Source organism: Streptomyces sp. NPDC059696 (genome assembly GCF_042733745.1).
Lineage (GTDB): Bacteria > Actinomycetota > Actinomycetes > Streptomycetales > Streptomycetaceae > Streptomyces.
The window spans coordinates 26,294-43,630 of the sequence record NZ_JBHWFG010000030.1 but is presented as its reverse complement, the minus strand read 5'-3'; the positions used below and the strand labels follow the sequence as shown (position 1 = coordinate 43,630).

The following is a 17,337-nucleotide window of genomic DNA, read 5'->3' as shown; positions in this document are numbered from 1 at the left end:
CGCAGAAGCCGACCAGCCGCCCCGCCGCCCGCCCGGGTGGGGCAGAATGCACGAAGACGCCGGTTCGGCCGACTGAGCCTCGGCCGAACCGGCGTCGCCCGTCCCACGGGCCTCGCGCTCAGGCCTTCGGACGCCCCATCGCCCGGTACGTCCAGCCGGCCTTGCGCCACAGCTCCGGGTCCAGGGCGTTGCGGCCGTCCAGGATGACCCGGGCCGCGGCGACCTCGCCGAGCGCCTCCGCGTCCAGCTCGCGGAACTCCCGCCACTCCGTCAGATGCAGCACGATGTCGGCCCCGCGCACGGCGTCCAGCGCCGAGTCGGCGTAGCCGAGCGTCGGGAACACCCCGCGGGCGTTGTCCATGCCCTTCGGGTCGTAGACCGTCACCTGGCCGCCCTGAAGGTGGATCTGCCCGGCCACGTTCAGCGCGGGGGAGTCCCGGACGTCGTCCGAGTCGGGCTTGAACGTCGCGCCCAGCACCGCCACCCGCTTGCCCAGGAACGGCCCGCCGCCCAGCGCCTGCCGGGTCAGCTCCACCATCTGCCCGCGCTGGCGCATGTTGATCGAGTCGATCTCCCGCAGGAACGTCAGCGCCTGGTCGGCGCCCAGCTCACCGGCGCGCGCCATGAACGCCCGGATGTCCTTCGGCAGGCACCCGCCGCCGAAGCCGATCCCGGCCCGCAGGAACTTCCGTCCGATCCGGTCGTCGTAGCCGATGGCCTCCGCCAGCTTGGCGACGTCCCCGCCCGCGGCCTCGCACACCTCCGCCATCGCGTTGATGAACGAGATCTTCGTGGCGAGGAAGGAGTTCGCGGAGGTCTTCACCAGCTCCGCCGTCGGGAAGTCCGTCACCACGAACGGCGACCCCTCGGCGATCGGCGTCGCGTACACCTCCCGCAACAGCTTCTCCGCCCGCTCGCTGCGCACACCCACCACGAGACGGTCGGGATGCAGCGTGTCGTCGACGGCGAAGCCCTCCCGCAGGAACTCCGGGTTCCACGCCAGCTCCGCGTCCTGACCGGCGGGCGCGTGCGCGGCCAGGTAGGCGGCGAGACGGTCCGCGGAGCCGACCGGCACGGTCGACTTGCCGACGACCAGCGCGGGGCCGTGCAGATGCGGGGCGAGCGAGGCGATCGCGGAGTCGACGTAGCTCATGTCGCAGGCGTACTCGCCGTGCCGCTGCGGGGTGTTCACACAGACGAAGTGCACATCGCCGAACGCGCCGACCTCGGCCCAGTCCTGGGTGAAGCGCAGCCTGCCGCTGGAGCCCTCGATGCCGGCGACGTGCTTGCGCAGCAACTCCTCGAGACCCGGCTCGTACATCGGGGCCTCGGCGCGCTCCAGCTTCTCGATCTTCTCGCGCACGACGTCGAGCGCGAGCACCTCGAAGCCCAGCTCGGCCATGGCCGCCGCGTGTGTCGCGCCGAGATAACCGGTGCCGATCACGGTGATCTTCAGGGCCATGGGGTGCTCCAGGGGTCTACGGCAAGCGGTGCGCGCCCGAGCATAGCCGGGGCATGACGGCGCGCCTTCACGGGCAACTTCTCCGCTGTCGCCTAGCTCACGTATCACTCGCGTGGGCGACCCCATAAACTTTTGATTACTTAACGGTAGTTAGCGTCAGCATCGCAGCGTTTTGGAGCGTGAGAGACCTTGGCCGGATCGGCTGACTTCGACCTGTACCGCCCGTCCGAGGAGCACGACATGCTCCGTGACGCCGTCCGCTCACTGGCCGAGGCGAAGATCGCGCCGCACGCCGCCGCGGTGGACGAGGAGGCCCGCTTCCCCCGCGAGGCCCTCCAGGCACTCGTCGCGAACGACCTGCACGCCGTCCACGTACCCGAGGAGTACGGCGGCTCCGGCGCGGACGCGCTCGCCACCGTCATAGTGATCGAGGAGGTCGCCCGCGTGTGCGCCTCCTCCTCCCTGATCCCCGCGGTGAACAAGCTGGGCTCGCTCCCGGTGATCCTCTCCGGCTCCGAGGACCTGAAGAAGAAGTACATGACCCCGCTCGCCAAGGGTGAGGGCATGTTCTCCTACTGCCTGTCCGAGCCGGACGCGGGCTCCGACGCCGCCGGCATGAAGACCAAGGCCGTCCGCGACGGCGACCACTGGGTCCTCAACGGCGTGAAGCGCTGGATCACCAACGCCGGCGAGTCCGAGTACTACACGGTGATGGCCGTCACCGACCCCGCCAAGCGCTCCAAGGGCATCTCCGCCTTCGTCGTCGAGAAGTCCGACGAGGGCGTCTCCTTCGGCGCCCCCGAGAAGAAGCTCGGCATCAAGGGCTCCCCGACCCGCGAGGTCTACCTCGACAACGTCCGCATCCCCGCCGACCGCATGATCGGCGAGGAGGGCACCGGCTTCGCCACGGCGATGAAGACCCTCGACCACACCCGCATCACCATCGCCGCGCAGGCGCTCGGCATCGCCCAGGGCGCCCTCGACTACGCCAAGGGCTACGTCCAGGAGCGCAAGCAGTTCGGCAAGCCGATCGCCGACTTCCAGGGCATCCAGTTCATGCTCGCCGACATGTCCATGAAGATCTCGGCCGCCCGCGCCCTGACCTACCAGGCCGCCGCCGCCTCCCAGCGCGTCGACGCCGACCTCACCTACCTGGGCGCCGCCGCCAAGTGCTTCGCCTCGGACGTGGCGATGGAGGTCACCACGGACGCCGTCCAGCTCCTCGGCGGCTACGGCTACACGCGCGACTACCCGGTGGAGCGCATGATGCGCGACGCCAAGATCACCCAGATCTACGAAGGCACGAACCAGGTGCAGCGCATCGTCATGGCGCGCAACCTGCCGTGATCCGTCTCCCGGGGGCCGGGCCTCACCGGCCCCCGGGTGTGCTCACAGGAACCGCCGGATCGGGGTGACCGCCGCCTCGGCGAGGCGTGCGGTGACGGGGCGGCGCTTCCAGCGGGCGGGGTCGATCGGCTCGCTGTGCTTCGTGTCGGCCTCGAAGTCGGCGTCGAGCCGGGCCGTGAAGTCCTCGTCGAGAACCGCCAGGACGACCTCCTCGTCGTGCTCCATGGAGCGGCGGTTGAAGTTCGTGGAGCCGATGAGGGAACAGACCCCGTCCACCGTCATGATCTTGGTGTGGAGCATCGTCGGCTGGTACTCCCGCACCTCCACCCCCGCGTCGACGAGGGTCTGGTAGTGCTGCCGCCCGGCCAGCAGGCACGCCCGCTGGTCGGTGTGCGGGCCCGGCAGCAGGATCTCGACCGCGACCCCGCGCCGGGCCGCCGCCGCCAGCAGGTCGACGAAGTAGGCGTCCGGGGCGAAGTAGGCCGTGGCCAGCCGCAGGCGCTCCTGCGCCGAGGTGATCAGGACCCGCAGGACCGTCTGCATGTCCTGCCAGCCGAACGAGGCCGAGCCCCGCACGACCTGGACCGTGGCCTGTCCCGGCTGCTCCTGGGCGGTGAAGCGGTCGTGCTCGTCGTAGAGGTCGTCGTGACACTCGGCCCAGTTCTGGGCGAACGCCGCGGCGATGCCGTCCACGGCGGGCCCGCGGACCTGGACGTGGGTGTCGCGCCACTCGCCCGGGTTCCGGGCGTCGCCGCACCACTCCTCCGCGATGCCCACGCCGCCCGTGAACGCGGTGTGCTCGTCGGTGACCAGCACCTTGCGGTGGCAGCGGTGGTTCTGCCGCATCGGCGACAGGCGCAGGGGCCTGCGGAACCAGGCCACCTGGACACCTGCCTCGTCCATGGCGTCCAGCAGGTCCTGCTCTATCTCCTTGGCGCCGAACCCGTCCAGCAGCAGCCGCACCCGGACACCCGCGCGGGCCCGCTCCGCCAGGGCGGCGGCGAACTCGTGGGCGACGTCACCGCGCCAGTACACGAACGTCATCATGTCGACGGTGTGCTCGGCGGCCCGGATGGCGGCCAGCATCGCGGGGAAGATCTCGTCGCCGTTGCGCAGCGGCACCAGCTCGTTGCCCTCGGTCGCGGCGATGCCGATCAGCCGCTCCAGCCGTCTGCGCAGCCGCAGCTTCTGTTCCTCCGGCCCTCTCGCCTCCGCCTCGCGCTCCGGTTCCCGCGCCCGCCGCTCGTCGTACGTCTGCTGTGTCATGTGTGGGTCTCCCCCCTGCACGCTTGCTCGCCCGCCCCGCCCTCGCCGTGCCGGACCCCGGCACGCCTGGAAACCCTTTTTTCCGCTGCCGGGACTTTCACGCAGAGCCCGCTGAGTCGTGCCTCACAGACGGAACCGGTCATACCGGGGAGGCTCCGCCCTGTGGTGCTCATGGGGCCGGAGGCGTAGGACGAGAGGAGCGGGCGTCGATCCGCGGCTCCCGCCACCCCCTGGGAGGACGTCATGACCCAGCAGCAGCCCGCCACCACCACCCCGCTCAGCAAGGAGATGCAGGACTGCGTCCAGACCTGCATGACCTGCCACAGCGTGTGCGAGGAGACCATGAGCTCCTGCCTGCAGATGGGCGGCCCGGCCCAGATGCAGATCATGCGCGCGGTCATCGACTGTGCCGAGATGACGCGCATGTGCGCCGACATGATGATGCGTCGTTCGCCCCTGATGGCCGAGATGTGCGCGATGTGCGCCCGAGCCTGTGACCTGTGCGCCGAGGCGTGTATGTCCATGCCGGAGGACGCGCAGATGATGCGCTGCGCCGAGGCCTGTCGCCGCTGCGCCGAGTCCTGCCGCTCGATGTCGGGCGCCTCGATGTGAGAGCCGTCTCACGGCGAAGGGGGCACCCGCCCGGGTGCCCCCTTCGCCTCGCCTGCCCGCTCAGTTGCCGGAGACGGTGACCTTCTCGTCGTTCTTCAGCTGGCTCACCAGCGTCTTCACCTTCGCGGTGTCCCACTGGAGGTTGCCGTTGGCGCTGTTGCCCGCGATCGGCATGTTCATCGACTTGCCCTCGCCGCCGCTGACGCCCTTCATCGCCCAGAACATGGACGCCAGGTCGAACAGGCTCATGTCCTCGTCGACCACGAGGGTGTCGAGGCCGGCGCTCATGGTCGGGTACAGCTTGAAGGGGTTCAGGACGGTGCCCGGGGTGGCGACCTGGTTGGCCAGGGCCGACAGGAACTTCTGCTGGTTCTTCGTACGGTCCAGGTCGGAGCCGGCGAGCGCGTAGCGGGTGCGGACGAAGGCGAGGGCCTGCTCGCCGTTGAGCGTCTGCGTGCCCTTCTTGAAGTCCGCGCCCGACTTGGTGTCCTTGATGTCCTGCGGGATGTCCATCTCGACGCCGCCGACCGCGTCCACGATGTTCGCGAAGCCGGCGAAGCCGATCTCCACGTAGTGGTCGATGTGCAGGCCGGTGTTGGCCTCCACGGTGCGGACCAGCAGCTCCGGGCCGTCCTCGGCGTAGGCCGCGTTCAGCTTCGTCTGGCGGCCGGTGGCCGGGTAGAGCTTGCCGGAGTCCGAGCCCTTGAACGACGGGATGGTGACGTTGGAGTCGCGCGGCAGCGACACCAGCGTCGGGGCGCCGTCACCGGTGTGCAGGATCATCATCGAGTCCGTGCGCTTGCCCTCGGCGGACCCGGTGTGCAGCTTCTTCTTCTCCTCGGCCGACATGCCCTTGCGGCTGTCGGAACCGACGATCAGGTAGTTGGTGCCCTCGCCCGCCTCCGGCCGGTCGATGACCTTCGACAGGTCGACCTCGCGGTTGAGCTTGGAGTCGGCCCAGAAGTAGGTGCCGACGCTCGTCACGACCAGCAGCGTCACCAGCGTGATGGCCGTCACCTTGATACGGCGGCGCCAGTCCGGCGCGGGACGCGGCTCGTACATGCCGTCGCCCGGACCGCCGGGGCCCCGGCCGCCGGGGGAGCCGTAGACCTGGCCGGTGGTGTAGCCGCTGTCGTATCCGTCGCCGGGGCCGTAGCCGCCGCCGTCGACGTACGACGGCTGCGGCGGCACCCCGCCGCCGTACGGCGCCTGCCCGGGCGATGCCGCCGGGCCGCGGCGGACCTGCCGCATGACGCGGGCGCTCTCGGGCTGAGCGCTCGAGCTGCCGCGTCCGTAGCGGTTGCCGCGGTTGTCGGCGGAGAATCCCTCGGGCCAGTCATTCATGCGCCCCAGTGTGCAGGTCCCCGTAGTGCGCCATACAAGAGTCGTCGGAAAATCAGAGCACTGCTGTGGCGAAGCTGACACAAAACCCCCACGCGCGGCCTCCGCTTAAGGTAGAGGCCATGACAGACCAGGCCCCAGCTGCGGATTCCGGCAGTCCGGATATCCCGGGCAAGCCGACTTCGGCGTCCCGCACCACCCTCAGCCACATCATGACCCACAACGACACGAACCTTCTGGGGACCGTGCACGGTGGGGTGATCATGAAGCTGGTCGACGACGCGGCGGGGGCCGTGGCCGGGCGGCATTCCGGCGGGCCGGCGGTCACCGCGTCCATGGACGAGATGGCGTTCCTGGAGCCGGTGCGCGTCGGTGACCTGGTGCATGTGAAGGCACAGGTCAACTGGACCGGCCGGACGTCCATGGAGGTCGGTGTCCGGGTGCTGGCCGAGCGCTGGAACGAGTCCGCCCCGCCCACCCAGGTCGGCTCCGCCTACCTCGTCTTCGCCGCGGTCGACGCCGACGGCAAGCCCCGCCGGGTCCCGCCGGTCCTGCCGGAGACGGAGCGTGACAAGCGCCGCTACCAGGAGGCCCAGATCCGCCGCACCCACCGCCTGGCCCGCCGCCGCGCGATCATGGACCTGCGCGAGAAGCGAGCGGCGGAGGGCATCGAGGACTGACCGGCCCATTCAGCAGACCGCACGCCTCATCGGCCCGACCTGGACGGCCCGGGCTGCCGGCCGCACGGCACAGGTCGCTGCGCGCCGTCGGGGCTGCCGGTCGTGTGGCACAGGTCGCTGCGACGCAGCCGGCCGCACGGCACAGGTCGCCGCACGCCGCTGTGGGCTTCCAGCCGTGCGGCATGTGGCCCCTCGAACCGGCCCGCGGCCGCGTCCGGACTGTCAGCTGCCGCAGGAGACCTCGTCGCCGCGGACCACGCCGAACTCGCCCTGGCCCGGGTCCTCGGCCCGTACCTTGTGGACGCGTTCGAAGTCCGGGCCCGCGATCACCTTCAGGGTCGCGCCCAGGCCCTTGACCGCGCGCAGTTCGCTGCCCGGCAGGGCCGTCGCCAGGGACTTGGCCGAGCGGTCCCAGCGGGGGTCGTAGGCGACGACCGTGCGCTTCACGTCACGGGTGGCGGAGTTCACGGGCGTGTGCGTCGTGCGGAAGCCCGTCGACGCGAGGGCCGCGTCCATTCTGCGGCCGAGGCCGGGCGTGCGGGTGCCGTTCTCCACCTGGACACGGATCTGCTGCGGGGCGACCGAGACGATCCGGGCGGCGCCGCGCGACCGGTGCACGGACAGCGGCTGGTCCTTGCGCAGGGCGTGGAAGAGGCGCTCCGCCTTCACGGGGTCCCACTTCAGCGTGGAGCCGACGCCCTTCACGGCGTACCCCATCCGCCCGATGGGGACGGTCGTGAACTCGGAGGAGGAGGGGGAGAAGTTCCGCATGGCGCGGCCCAGGTCCAGCATCTCGTCGGTGCCGAACCCCTCGTCGGCCCGCACCGAGCCCAGCACGGCCCGGGTCACGTCCCGGAACTTCATGGGGTTGAGCAGGATCCCGGAGGAGGTGAGCCGCTCCACCAGCGCCGCCAGGAAGCGCTGCTGCCGCTTCATGCGGCTCAGGTCGGAGGCGCCGTCGACATGGCGGGCGCGCACGTACTGCAGCGCCTGCCCGCCCGCCAGCGTGTGCCGGCCGGCCGGGAGGTTCAGTCCGGTGTAACTGTCCTTCAGGGGATCCGCCGTGCAGATCTGCACGCCCCCGACCACGTCCACCGTCTTCATGAAGCTGGTGAAGTCGACCTCCAGATAGTGGTCGATCTTCACCTTCGTCATGTTCTCGACGGTGCGCACGGTCAGCTGCGGCCCGCCCTCGGCGTACGCGGCGTTCAGCTTGAGGGGGTGTCCGTGGTGCCGCTTGCCCGACGTGCGGTCGACGTGCTCGGGCGTCACCGCGTACGAGTCGCGCGGCAGGCTCACCACACTGGCCCGCTCCCGGTCCGCGGAGATGTGCACGATCATCATCGTGTCGGTGCAGTGGCAGGGCGCGCCGCCCAGCCGGTACGTGCGGCGGTCCTCCGCGCTGATCTTCTCCCGGCCGTCGGTGCCGACGAGCAGGACGTTCATGCCGTGGCCCGCCCGCGGACGGTTCTTCATGTCCTTGAAGGGGTCGACCCGGGCGATGTCCGCGTCCAGGCTGGTCATCACCGCGTGCCCGATGCCCGCGGAGGCGAGGACCACCACGGACAGCGTGGTCACCGCCCGCATCGCCCAGCGCGGCCTGCGCGCGGGCCGCACGGGCCTGCGCGGGGCGCGGCGGGGGGCGGGGGGCTGCGGGCGGCGCTGGGGACCGGCGGTGGACCGGGGGGACCGCGGCGGCGTGGGCATGGGGACACCTCCGGACGACGGCCGTACGTGGGATCCGTGAAACCGTAGGCCGATACGATCTGCGACCTGCGCCACCGCCCCGGCGGCGCGCACCGGTGTCCCCCGTTCGCGGTAACGTGAGCCCCCTATGAACGCCAATCCCGACGTGCGGCACCCCGCCGTTTCCGTGATCATGCCCGTCCTCAACGAGGAGCGGCATCTGCGGGGAGCAGTCCAAGCGATCCTCGCGCAGGAGTACGCCGGCGAGATGGAGGTCGTGATCGCCCTCGGTCCGTCCACGGACCGCACGGACGAGATCGCCGCCGAGCTCGTGGCAGAAGACGCGCGCATCCACACCGTCCCCAACCCCACCGGCCGTACGCCCGCGGCGCTGAACGCGGCGATCAACGCCTCGCGGCACCCGATCGTCGTCCGTGTCGACGGGCACGGCATGCTCTCGCCGAACTACATCGCGACCGCGGTACGGCTCCTGGAGGAGACCGGCGCGCAGAACGTCGGCGGCATCATGCACGCCGAGGGCGAGAACGACTGGGAGCACGCGGTCGCCGCCGCGATGACCTCGAAGATCGGGGTCGGCAACGCCGCCTTCCACACCGGCGGCCAGGCCGGGCCGGCCGAGACCGTCTACCTCGGGGTGTTCCGTCGTGAGGCGCTGGAGCAGCAGGGCGGCTACAACGTGGAGTTCATCCGCGCCCAGGACTGGGAGCTGAACTTCCGCATCCGTGAGGCGGGCGGCCTCATCTGGTTCTCGCCCGAGCTGAAGGTGTCGTACCGGCCGCGGCCGAGTGTGAAGGCGCTGGCCAAGCAGTACAAGGACTACGGCCGCTGGCGGCACGTGGTCGCCCGTTTCCACGAGGGCTCGATCAACCTGCGCTACCTCGCCCCGCCGGCCGCCGTCTGCGCGATCGGCGCCGGCGTCCTGGTGGGCGCGCTGTTGACGCCGTGGGGCTTCGTGGTGCCCGGCGGTTACCTCGCGGCGATCCTGCTCGGCTCGCTGCCGGCGGGCAAGGGCCTGCCGCTGAAGGCGCGGCTGCAGATCCCCGTGGCGCTGGCCACGATGCACATGTCGTGGGGCTGGGGCTTCCTGACCAGTCCTCGGGCGCTGGCGAGGAAGGTCATCGCCTCCCGGCGCCCCGCGGTACGCGCGGACGCCACCGCGAGCTGACCCGACGCGGCCAGGGGCCCCTTCCCGGACGGGGAGGGGCCCCTGGCGTGTGCGCACGCCGCGGCGCGGTGGCCGGGCCCGCCGGTCAGCGGGTCCGGGGTCAGCGAATCCGGGGTCAGCGGGTCCGGGGTCAGCGGGTCCGGTCCGACGCCCCGGCCGCCCTGCTCACCACTGGTAGGGCTTGTACACGTCCATGCACTCGGTCTTGTCGGCGCTCAGCGCGTCCGCGGTCTCGGGCAGGTCGCCCGCCTCGGGAGCCTTCTGCTCGGGGTAGGTCGTGCCCTCCCGCCAGTCGCTGCCGATGATCAGCGTGGTGGTCACGTCGTCCGTGGCCCGCACCTGGCTGCTGGGAACGCCGACCGCCTTCGCCACCGACAGCGCGTTGGCCCGCCCCTGCTCCCCGGTGCTCTTCGGGTACGTCACCTGGGTCCGGGCGTGCGGGTCCTGCTGTCCGGAGGCGACGGCCCGGGTGAAGCCCTCCCGCTGCAGCGCGGCCACGATCGCGGCGGCCCGCTGGGGAACGGCGGCCTGCTCGTCACCGGCCGTGCCGTTGACGACGGTGACCGACAGCCCCGCGGCCGGAGCGGCGGCGGGCCCGGTCGCCTTCGCCGGCGCCGGGGACGGCTCCGAGGCCGATGCCGCACTCGCCTTGCCGCCCTTGCCCGCCCCGTTGCCGTTGCCCTTGCCCTTTTGGTCGAAGGAGACGTCGTCGCGGAGCATCGCCCACATCCGGTCGGCGTCCTCCGGCTTGGGCACCAGGTGGTTGCGGTTCAGGGGGTCCTCGATCCACGGCATCGTCGTCATCGTGATGCGTTCGGTCGGGACCGACTTCAGCTGCATGCCGACGTCGTACAGCTCCTTGACCGTGCCGATCTCCTCGGACACCGTCAGCGCCTTCGTGCCCGCCTCGGCCAGGCCCATCAGGCGGCCGCTGTCGGTGAAGACGTTCTGTTCCTTGAGCGTCCGGATCATCGAGTTCATGTACATGTGCTGTGCCTTGGCGCGCAGCGGGTCACTGCCCCAGGCGTGGCGGGTGCGCAGCCACTGCAGCGCCTGCTTGCCCTCCACCTTGTGCGTGCCGGACTTCAGCTTCAGTCCGGAGCCGCCGCGCTCACCGGCCAACGGCCGGTCCCACACGTTCTGGTTGACGCAGACCGGGACGCCGCCGATGGCGTCCGCCATGTCCACCACCCCGGCGAAGTCGACCATCATCCAGTGGTCGATGTACACACCGGTCAGGTTCTGCCAGGTGGCGAGGGTGCAGCCCGGGCCGCCGCGCTGGAGCGACTCGTTGATGATGGTGTTCTTCGCCGGGTACTCCTCCCCGGTGTCGGGGTCGACGCACTTCGGGATGTCCACCCGGGTGTCCCGCGGGATGCTCACCACGGACGCGCTCTCGCGGTCCGCCGAGACGTGCAGGAGCATCTGCACGTCCGCCAGGGGCTTGCTGCCGATGTTGTCCCGGCCGCCGCCGAGCTTGACGTTCTCCGCGGAGTTCCGGCTGTCGGAACCGATCAGCAGGATGTTGAGCGGGGTCTGGCCCGCCGCGTTGGGTCCGGTCTTCTCGACGTCGGACTCGCCGCTGTTGCGCTTGCCCTTGTCGAGGTTGCCGTTGAGGTGGCGGTAGTAGAGGTATCCGGCGCCGGCCGTCCCGAGTATCAGCACCGACAGCACGAGCGCGGACCAGCGCAATATCCGGCGGCCGCCGCCGCGACGCCGGCCGCGCCGACGGCCGTGGCCGCCTTCGCCCCCCTCGCCCCCGTCCGTGGCGGGCGCCGCCGTCCCCGGACGCTCGTCCTGGGCCAGGCCGCCCGAATCGTGCCGTGTGCCGCTTTCGCGCACGTCACTCTGCGCCATACCCCTGCCTCCCCACCCACTGGCCGACCCCGGGGCGCGCCCCGCGTCGTGTTCGGATCACGGGTGACCCGTGTCCGTCCGGACCACGGGTTTCCCCGCTGCTCCGCCGGAGCACGTCGTCCCCGCTTCTGGTTGGACCTCTGACATGCCCGGTCGGATGTACACCCGGCCGATTCGTCCGGGCTTGCTCCGTCCACCTGTGAGACGCAGGAAGGGACGGTCAGGTCACTTCGCGCACTCGACCTTGTCGGCCGTGGCCTTCTGGACATCGTCCGGGACCTTCGCCGGAGTGGTGAGGGGCACGCCCGCCCCCTTGAAGTCCTTGCCCAGGGTCAGCGTCATCGCGGGCACCCCCTGGGAGTTGGTCACGCTCTTGCCCGGCTTCAGCGCGGCACCGGACAGGCCCATGATGTCGGCGAGCCGGCGTGCCTGGTCGGCCTGGTCGGGGGCGTACTCCAACGTGGTTCTGTCCAGCGGCTGTTCGGCGTTGCCCGCGTTCTCGGACCTGGTCACGCCCTCCTGGACCTGCAGCCAGCTGAGGGTCTCCTGGGCGCTGCCGGCGACGGCACCGCCGTTGAGGATGCGCACCCGCACCTCGGAGGCCGGGGCCTTGCTGCCCTTCAGCCGGGCGGCCTCGGCGGCCTTCTCCTTCTTCTTCTCCTGCTTCACGGCGGTCAGCGACACGTCGTCCCGGACCATCGCGAAGAGCTGCTGGGCCTGCGGCTGCTTCAGGACCACCGTGGCCTTGACCGTCTCCTCGGGGTTGTCGACCACGGGCACGGTCGCGAACGTGAGGTTCTTCGTGTCGAACTTGCCCAGCTCCGCCCCGAGATCGGCCAGCTTCTTGATCGTGCTGATCTGGGAGTCGACGGTCAGTGCCTTGGTGCCCGCCTCCGCCAGTTTGATCATCTTCGTGGGGCTGGTCAGGGTGTCGTTGGACTTCAGCTTGCGCATCAGCGAGCCCAGGAACTGCTGTTGCAGCTCGATCCGGCTCAAGTCGCCGCCGAAGCCCACGGAGTGCCGCGTGCGGACGAAGGCCAGGGCCTGCTCGCCCTCGATGGTGTGCTCGCCCCTGGGCAGGTCGAGCTTGGAGTCCTTGTCCTTGATGTCCTTGGCCAGGCACACGTCGACGCCGCCGACCGCGCTGGTCAGCGTCTTGACCGCGTTGAAGTCGGCCACCATGAAGTGGTCCATCTTCAGCCCGGTGAGTTCGGTGATCGTGCGCATGGTGCAGCTCGGTGTCCGCTCCTCCTGCCCGAGGCTGTTGTTGAAGCGGGTGCGCTGCCGGCCCGGGATGACCTTCTCGGTGCCGTCCTCCTGGGTCGTCGGGCAGTCCGGGATGTCGGTGATCAGGTCACGCGGGATGCTCAGCACCGTCGCGTTCGTGCGGTCCTTGGAGACGTGCAGCACCAGTGTGGTGTCCGCGTGCCCGGCGCTTTCCTTGTCGCCGTAGCCCTCGTTGCCTGCTCCGGTGCGCTTGTCGGTGCCGATCACCAGGATGTTGATCGCGCGGTCCTTGCTGAACCCGCCGGTGCCGGCGCCGTCGTCGGAGACGGACGTGATGTTGTCGTTGAGGTGCTCGTAGTAGAGGTACGCGGCCGCGCTCGTCCCGACCAGCACGAAGGCCAGCGACCCGCCGGTCCACATCAGGACCTTCCTGCCCTTCCCCTTCTTCTGCGCCGGACGGCGTCCGCGCCGCCCGGCGGCCGGCTCGGCCGGGGCGCCGGTGCGCTTGCGGGGGGAGGGGGTCTCACCGTCGGGGGCGGCGGCGCCGGGGCTCCGGGCCGGTTCGGGACGGCGGGCACGGGCCGCACCGCCCGTTCCGCCCGTTCCGCCCGTTCCGCCCGGGCCACGGCCACCGGCGCCACGCCCACCGGGGACACGGCCACCGGCTCCACGGGGTCCGGACCCACGGGGACCGGACCCACGGGGACCGGGAACGGACGGCTGCGCTGCGGAAGGAGCCAGTCGCAGTTCGTATTCGCCGGTGTTCGGGTTGAGCACCCACTGGTCTGCGGGATCGACGTCGTCCGCCCGCCCACGGCCTTGCGCGTCCACGGTTGCCTGTTCCTCCGTATGGCCACGCGGCGCCCTCCCCCGGAAGGCGCACGGTGCTGGTCAAGCAGTGCACGTCCCCAGGACGGACCTCATGGGGTGAGAGCACTGGATCGCACACACTATCCGCACACTTCGGCGTCAAGCGACGTGGGTGAGAAAATGCACGTTCCCACAACTGGGCAATCCCGCCCATTTGTTTGGAGGAAGTTGGGTGAACGCGAGGGATCGTCGCCTCACTTGGCGCACTCCACCTTGTCGGCGGTGGACTTCTGCACCCCCTCCGGTGCCTTGGTGGGTGTGGTGAGGGAGACCCCGGCCCCTTCGAAGTCCTTGCCGAGGGTCAGTGTCATCGCGGGCACCCCCTGGGAGTTGGTCACGCTCTCGCCCGGCTTCAGCGCGGCACCGGACAGGCCCATGATGTCGGCGAGCCGGCGTGCCTGGTCGGCCTGGTCGGGGGCGTACTCGAGGGTGGTCTTCGCCAGGGAGGCGGGCGCGTTGCCCGCGTTCTCCGACTTGGTCACGCCCTCCTCGTTCTGCAGCCAGCTGAGGGTCTCCTGGGCGCTGCCGGCGACGGCGCCGCCGTTGAGGATGCGCACCCGCACCTCGGAGGCCGGGGCCTTGGCGCCCTTCAGCCGGGCGGCGACCGCGGCGGCCTCCTTTTTCTTCTTCTCTTTCACGGCGGTGAAGGAGACGTCGTTCCTGATCATGTCGAAGACCTGCGGGGCCGACGACTCGTTCAGCACGACGGTGGCCTTGACCTTCTCCGTCGGATTGTCGATCACCGGGGTGGTGGTGAACGTCAGGTTCTTGGTGTCGAGCTTGCCCAGCTCCAGCCCCAGGTCCTTCAGCTTGCCGATGCTGTCCAGCTGCGAGTCGACGGTCAGCGCCTTCGTGCCCGCCTCGGCCAGGTCCAGCATCTTCGACGGGCTGGTGAGGGTGTCGTTGGACTTCAGCTTGCGCATCAGCGCGCTCAGGAACTGCTGCTGCAGCCCGATCCGGCTCAGGTCACCGCCGAAACCGACGGCGTGCCGGGTGCGCACGAACGCCAGCGCCTGCTCGCCCTCGATGGTGTGCATGCCCTTGGACAGCTTCAGGTGCGAGTCGGGGTCGTCGAGGTCCTTGCCCACACAGACCTCGACCCCGCCCACCGCGCTGGTCAGCGTCTTGACCGCGTTGAAGTCGGCGACCATGAAGTTGTCGGGCTTGACCCCGGTCAGCTCGGTCACGGTCCGCATCGTGCAGCTGGGCGTGCGGCCGTCCTGGCCGAGGCTCGTGTTGAAACGGGCCTGCCGCGTGCCGGGGATGACCTTCTGCGTGCCGTCCTCCTGCGTCGTCGGGCAGTCCGGGATGTCGGTGATCAGATCACGCGGGATGCTCAACGCGGTCGCGTTCGACCGGTCCTTGGAGACGTGCAGCAGGATCGTGGTGTCGGCGTGCCCGACACTGCCGGCGTCCCCGTAGCTGCCGTTGCCCTTGCCGGTGCGCTTGTCGGTGCCGATCAGCAGGATGTTGATGGCCTTGTCCTTGCTGAAGCCACCGGTGCTCGCACCGTCGTCGGAGACGGACGCGATGTTGTCGTTCAGGTGCTCGATGTAGAAGTACGCGGCGCCCGCACCCGCGACCAGCACGAACGCCATCGTGCCGCCGGTCCACAGCAGGACCTTCTTGCCCTTCGAGGCCTTCTTCGCCGGACGCCGTCCGCGCCGCCCCGGCAGCGGCTCCTCCGGTGCCCCGCGGCGCCGGCGCGGCGGCGGCACCGCACGGCCGGGTGTCTCGGGGCGCGGCCGGCCCGGCGCCTCGGTCCGCGACCGGCCGGACGCCTGCGTGCGGCTGCGCGCCGGGGCCGCCTCGGAGGACCGTGGCCTGCGTGGGGAGGGGACACCCGACTGCGGTGCGGAAGGACCCAGTCGCAGTTCGTATTCGCCGGTGCTCGGGTTGAGCACCCACTGGTCTGCGGGATCGACGTCGTCCGCCCGCCCACGGCCTTGCGCGTCCACGGTTGCCTGATTCCTCCGTCGGGGGACGCGGCGCCTTCCCCCTCCAAGGCGCCCGGGTCTCGGTCACACAGTGCGCGACCTCAGGACCGTCCCTCAGAGCCGGGCGCACCGGATCGCTCACACTAACCGCCCCTTTCGCCGACCGGCGACGACGGTGACCCATTCCACGTCCCTACACCTGGGCAATTCGCCCATTTCCCTGGTGAGGAGTCATTGCCTTGGAGCCGCCTTGGTGTCCGCTTTACTCGCAGGTGTCCTCGGCTGCCGTGTTCCCCTGAAACGTCGGTGGAGGAGAAACGGTGACGGCGGGCGCGCGGTAAAGGCCCGGATAGGCATCCCCGTACGACCCGCCCTGCGCGCCGGTGAGCCCGCTCGGAGCCGGATTCAGCGGGCCGTTCCCCGCCACGACCAGCGGGGAGTCCGTGCGCAGCCGCTCGAACAACCGCTCCGCCGCGGGCTCCACCAGTTGGTCGCGATTGGCGTCGTACGCATACGACTCCCGGGGGACGGTCAGGAATTGCACTTGTTCCATGGGGATGTCGCGCAGGCCGCGCACGAGTTCGTACAAACCACGCAAGCTGGCCAGTTCCGGGTCGGTGGTGAGCGACGACGTGGCGGCGTCCAGCACGGGATACAGCTTCGCCGGATTCAGCAGGACGTCATTGCTGCGCACCTTGTTGACGAGTGCCCCGAGAAATCGCTGCTGCCGTTCCATCCGCTCGGTGTCGCTGCCGTCACCGAGGGACTTGCGGGCGCGGACGTAGCCGAGGGCCTGCTCGCCGTTCAGCGTCACGCGCCCGGCGGGCAGCCGCAGCTTGGCGGCGCGGTCGTCGATCGGCTCCCGCAGGCACACCTTGACGCCGTCGACCGCGTCGACCATCTCCTTGAAGCCGTGGAAGTCGACGACGACGTGGTGGTCGACGCGGATGTCGGTCAGTTTTTCCACCGTCCGGATGGTGCAGGCCGAACCGCCGATCTGGAAGGCCTGGTTGAACATCGCGAACCGGGGCGCGCTGCGGGATCCGTCCGGGCGCCGGCAGCCCGGCAGGTTCACCATGAGGTCCCGGGGGAGGGAGACGGCGGTCGCGCTGCCCCGGCCCGCCGACAGGTGCAGCAGGATCGTGGTGTCGGACCGCTCGGTCCCGGAGTCCCGCCCGTAGCGGGCGTTGTCACGCCCCTCCCGCGAGTCCGACCCGATCAGCAGGATGTTCCGGGCGTCCTTGACCAGGGAGGTGGGCCGCTCCTTGTCGTAGCGCGCGAGCTCGGCCGCGGCCGCCTCGTCGGGGGTGATGTTCCCGCTGAGCTTCGCGTAGAGGGCCCAGCCGATCCCGCCGGCCGCCACGAGCAGACCCGTGACCCCGAAGGCCGTGATGCGCACCCACCGCCGTCGGCGCCGCCGCACCAGCCCCCGCCCACTGGCGGACGCCCCCGCGCCCGGACCGACCCTGTAGCCCACGGCAGCACCCATCCCTCCTGACGTAGGAACGCCCCGAGCGCACTGCTCCTACGACCATGACCTGGAGCGAGGTCCGGGGGCGGATGGGGATGGGCCGAACGGGGGGGGAGGGGGCCCGGGTACCGCGACCACCCACGGACGCCGCCCACCGCGGCGCGTGCGGCGTGCTGCGTGCCGCGTACGGCGTGCCGTGTGCTGCGTACGGCGTGCCAGGTGCCAGGTGCCAGGTGCCGTGTGCCAGGTGCCGTGTGGCGTCGGGTGTCAGTGGCCGGGCGGGCCCTGGGCGCCGGCCGTCGTGGCGCCTGTCGCGTCGCGCCGAGTGGCCTTGGCTCGCGCCCCGGGCGGTGGCTGTCGCGGCGCTTGTCGGGTCCCGTCCGGTGTCAGTGGCT

At 70.7% G+C, this 17,337-nt stretch carries 12 protein-coding genes; 4 read left to right on the top strand and 8 right to left on the bottom strand.

The annotated features are described in order from the left end of the window. Positions 1–118: 118 nt before the first annotated feature. Positions 119–1,462, bottom strand: coding sequence for a UDP-glucose dehydrogenase family protein (locus tag ACFV20_RS28055; protein WP_385661210.1), 1,344 nt, complete (start codon positions 1,460–1,462; stop codon positions 119–121). A 189-nt stretch (positions 1,463–1,651) separates the two neighbouring features. On the opposite strand from ACFV20_RS28055, the gene ACFV20_RS28050 reads away from it, so the two are divergent. Beyond that, positions 1,652–2,809, top strand: a complete 1,158-nt coding sequence (locus tag ACFV20_RS28050) for an acyl-CoA dehydrogenase (protein WP_385661207.1) — start codon at positions 1,652–1,654, stop codon at positions 2,807–2,809. A 42-nt stretch (positions 2,810–2,851) separates the two neighbouring features. Here ACFV20_RS28050 and ACFV20_RS28045 read toward each other — a convergent pair whose 3' ends face one another. After that, positions 2,852–4,075: a phosphatidylserine/phosphatidylglycerophosphate/cardiolipin synthase family protein gene (locus ACFV20_RS28045; protein WP_385661204.1), complete on the bottom strand. Its 1,224-nt coding sequence runs from the start codon at positions 4,073–4,075 to the stop codon at positions 2,852–2,854. A 243-nt stretch (positions 4,076–4,318) separates the two neighbouring features. Here ACFV20_RS28045 and ACFV20_RS28040 point away from each other — a divergent pair, with 243 nt between their 5' ends. Further along, on the top strand, positions 4,319–4,687 hold the full coding sequence (locus tag ACFV20_RS28040) for a four-helix bundle copper-binding protein (protein WP_385661201.1): 369 nt from the start codon (positions 4,319–4,321) through the stop codon (positions 4,685–4,687). A gap of 60 nt (positions 4,688–4,747) precedes the next feature. Here ACFV20_RS28040 and ACFV20_RS28035 read toward each other — a convergent pair whose 3' ends face one another. After that, entirely contained in the window at positions 4,748–6,031 is a 1,284-nt protein-coding gene (locus ACFV20_RS28035) for an LCP family protein (protein WP_385661199.1), read from the bottom strand. 119 nt (positions 6,032–6,150) lie between these two features. On the opposite strand from ACFV20_RS28035, the gene ACFV20_RS28030 reads away from it, so the two are divergent. Beyond that, the gene (locus ACFV20_RS28030) at positions 6,151–6,708 is read left to right on the top strand and encodes an acyl-CoA thioesterase (RefSeq protein WP_385661196.1); all 558 of its coding nucleotides are present in this window, start codon (positions 6,151–6,153) and stop codon (positions 6,706–6,708) included. A gap of 222 nt (positions 6,709–6,930) precedes the next feature. On the opposite strand, the gene ACFV20_RS28025 is transcribed toward ACFV20_RS28030, so the two are convergent. After that, complete coding sequence (locus tag ACFV20_RS28025) at positions 6,931–8,415, bottom strand: LCP family protein (RefSeq protein ID WP_385661193.1); 1,485 nt, start codon at positions 8,413–8,415, stop codon at positions 6,931–6,933. Positions 8,416–8,542: 127 nt separating this feature from the next. On the opposite strand from ACFV20_RS28025, the gene ACFV20_RS28020 reads away from it, so the two are divergent. Then, positions 8,543–9,580, top strand: coding sequence for a glycosyltransferase family 2 protein (locus ACFV20_RS28020; protein ID WP_385661190.1), 1,038 nt, complete (start codon positions 8,543–8,545; stop codon positions 9,578–9,580). Between the two features lie 165 nt (positions 9,581–9,745). Here ACFV20_RS28020 and ACFV20_RS28015 read toward each other — a convergent pair whose 3' ends face one another. The 4 genes from ACFV20_RS28015 to ACFV20_RS28000 form a co-directional block, all read right to left on the bottom strand. Next, complete coding sequence (locus ACFV20_RS28015; RefSeq protein WP_385661187.1) at positions 9,746–11,437, bottom strand: LCP family protein; 1,692 nt, start codon at positions 11,435–11,437, stop codon at positions 9,746–9,748. A 225-nt stretch (positions 11,438–11,662) separates the two neighbouring features. Continuing rightward, a complete protein-coding gene (locus ACFV20_RS28010) occupies positions 11,663–13,495 on the bottom strand; it encodes an LCP family protein (protein ID WP_385661184.1) in 1,833 nt (610 codons plus the stop codon). A 233-nt stretch (positions 13,496–13,728) separates the two neighbouring features. Then, the gene (locus tag ACFV20_RS28005) at positions 13,729–15,492 is read right to left on the bottom strand and encodes an LCP family protein (protein WP_385661181.1); all 1,764 of its coding nucleotides are present in this window, start codon (positions 15,490–15,492) and stop codon (positions 13,729–13,731) included. Between the two features lie 241 nt (positions 15,493–15,733). Further along, complete coding sequence (locus tag ACFV20_RS28000; RefSeq protein WP_385661179.1) at positions 15,734–16,960, bottom strand: LCP family protein; 1,227 nt, start codon at positions 16,958–16,960, stop codon at positions 15,734–15,736. Between the last annotated feature and the right edge of the window lie 377 nt (positions 16,961–17,337).

Excerpts from the sequence above, each read along its gene's own strand:
- ACFV20_RS28025 (WP_385661193.1), bottom strand. The coding sequence starts at position 8,415 with ATGCCCACGCCGCCGCGGTCCCCCCGGTCCACCGCCGGTCCCCAGCGC.
- ACFV20_RS28015 (WP_385661187.1), bottom strand. The coding sequence starts at position 11,437 with ATGGCGCAGAGTGACGTGCGCGAAAGCGGCACACGGCACGATTCGGGC.
- ACFV20_RS28030 (WP_385661196.1), top strand. The coding sequence starts at position 6,151 with ATGACAGACCAGGCCCCAGCTGCGGATTCCGGCAGTCCGGATATCCCG.
- ACFV20_RS28020 (WP_385661190.1), top strand. The coding sequence starts at position 8,543 with ATGAACGCCAATCCCGACGTGCGGCACCCCGCCGTTTCCGTGATCATG.
- ACFV20_RS28045 (WP_385661204.1), bottom strand. The coding sequence starts at position 4,075 with ATGACACAGCAGACGTACGACGAGCGGCGGGCGCGGGAACCGGAGCGC.
- ACFV20_RS28035 (WP_385661199.1), bottom strand. The coding sequence starts at position 6,031 with ATGAATGACTGGCCCGAGGGATTCTCCGCCGACAACCGCGGCAACCGC.
- ACFV20_RS28040 (WP_385661201.1), top strand. The coding sequence starts at position 4,319 with ATGACCCAGCAGCAGCCCGCCACCACCACCCCGCTCAGCAAGGAGATG.
- ACFV20_RS28000 (WP_385661179.1), bottom strand. The coding sequence starts at position 16,960 with ATGGGTGCTGCCGTGGGCTACAGGGTCGGTCCGGGCGCGGGGGCGTCC.
- ACFV20_RS28055 (WP_385661210.1), bottom strand. The coding sequence starts at position 1,462 with ATGGCCCTGAAGATCACCGTGATCGGCACCGGTTATCTCGGCGCGACA.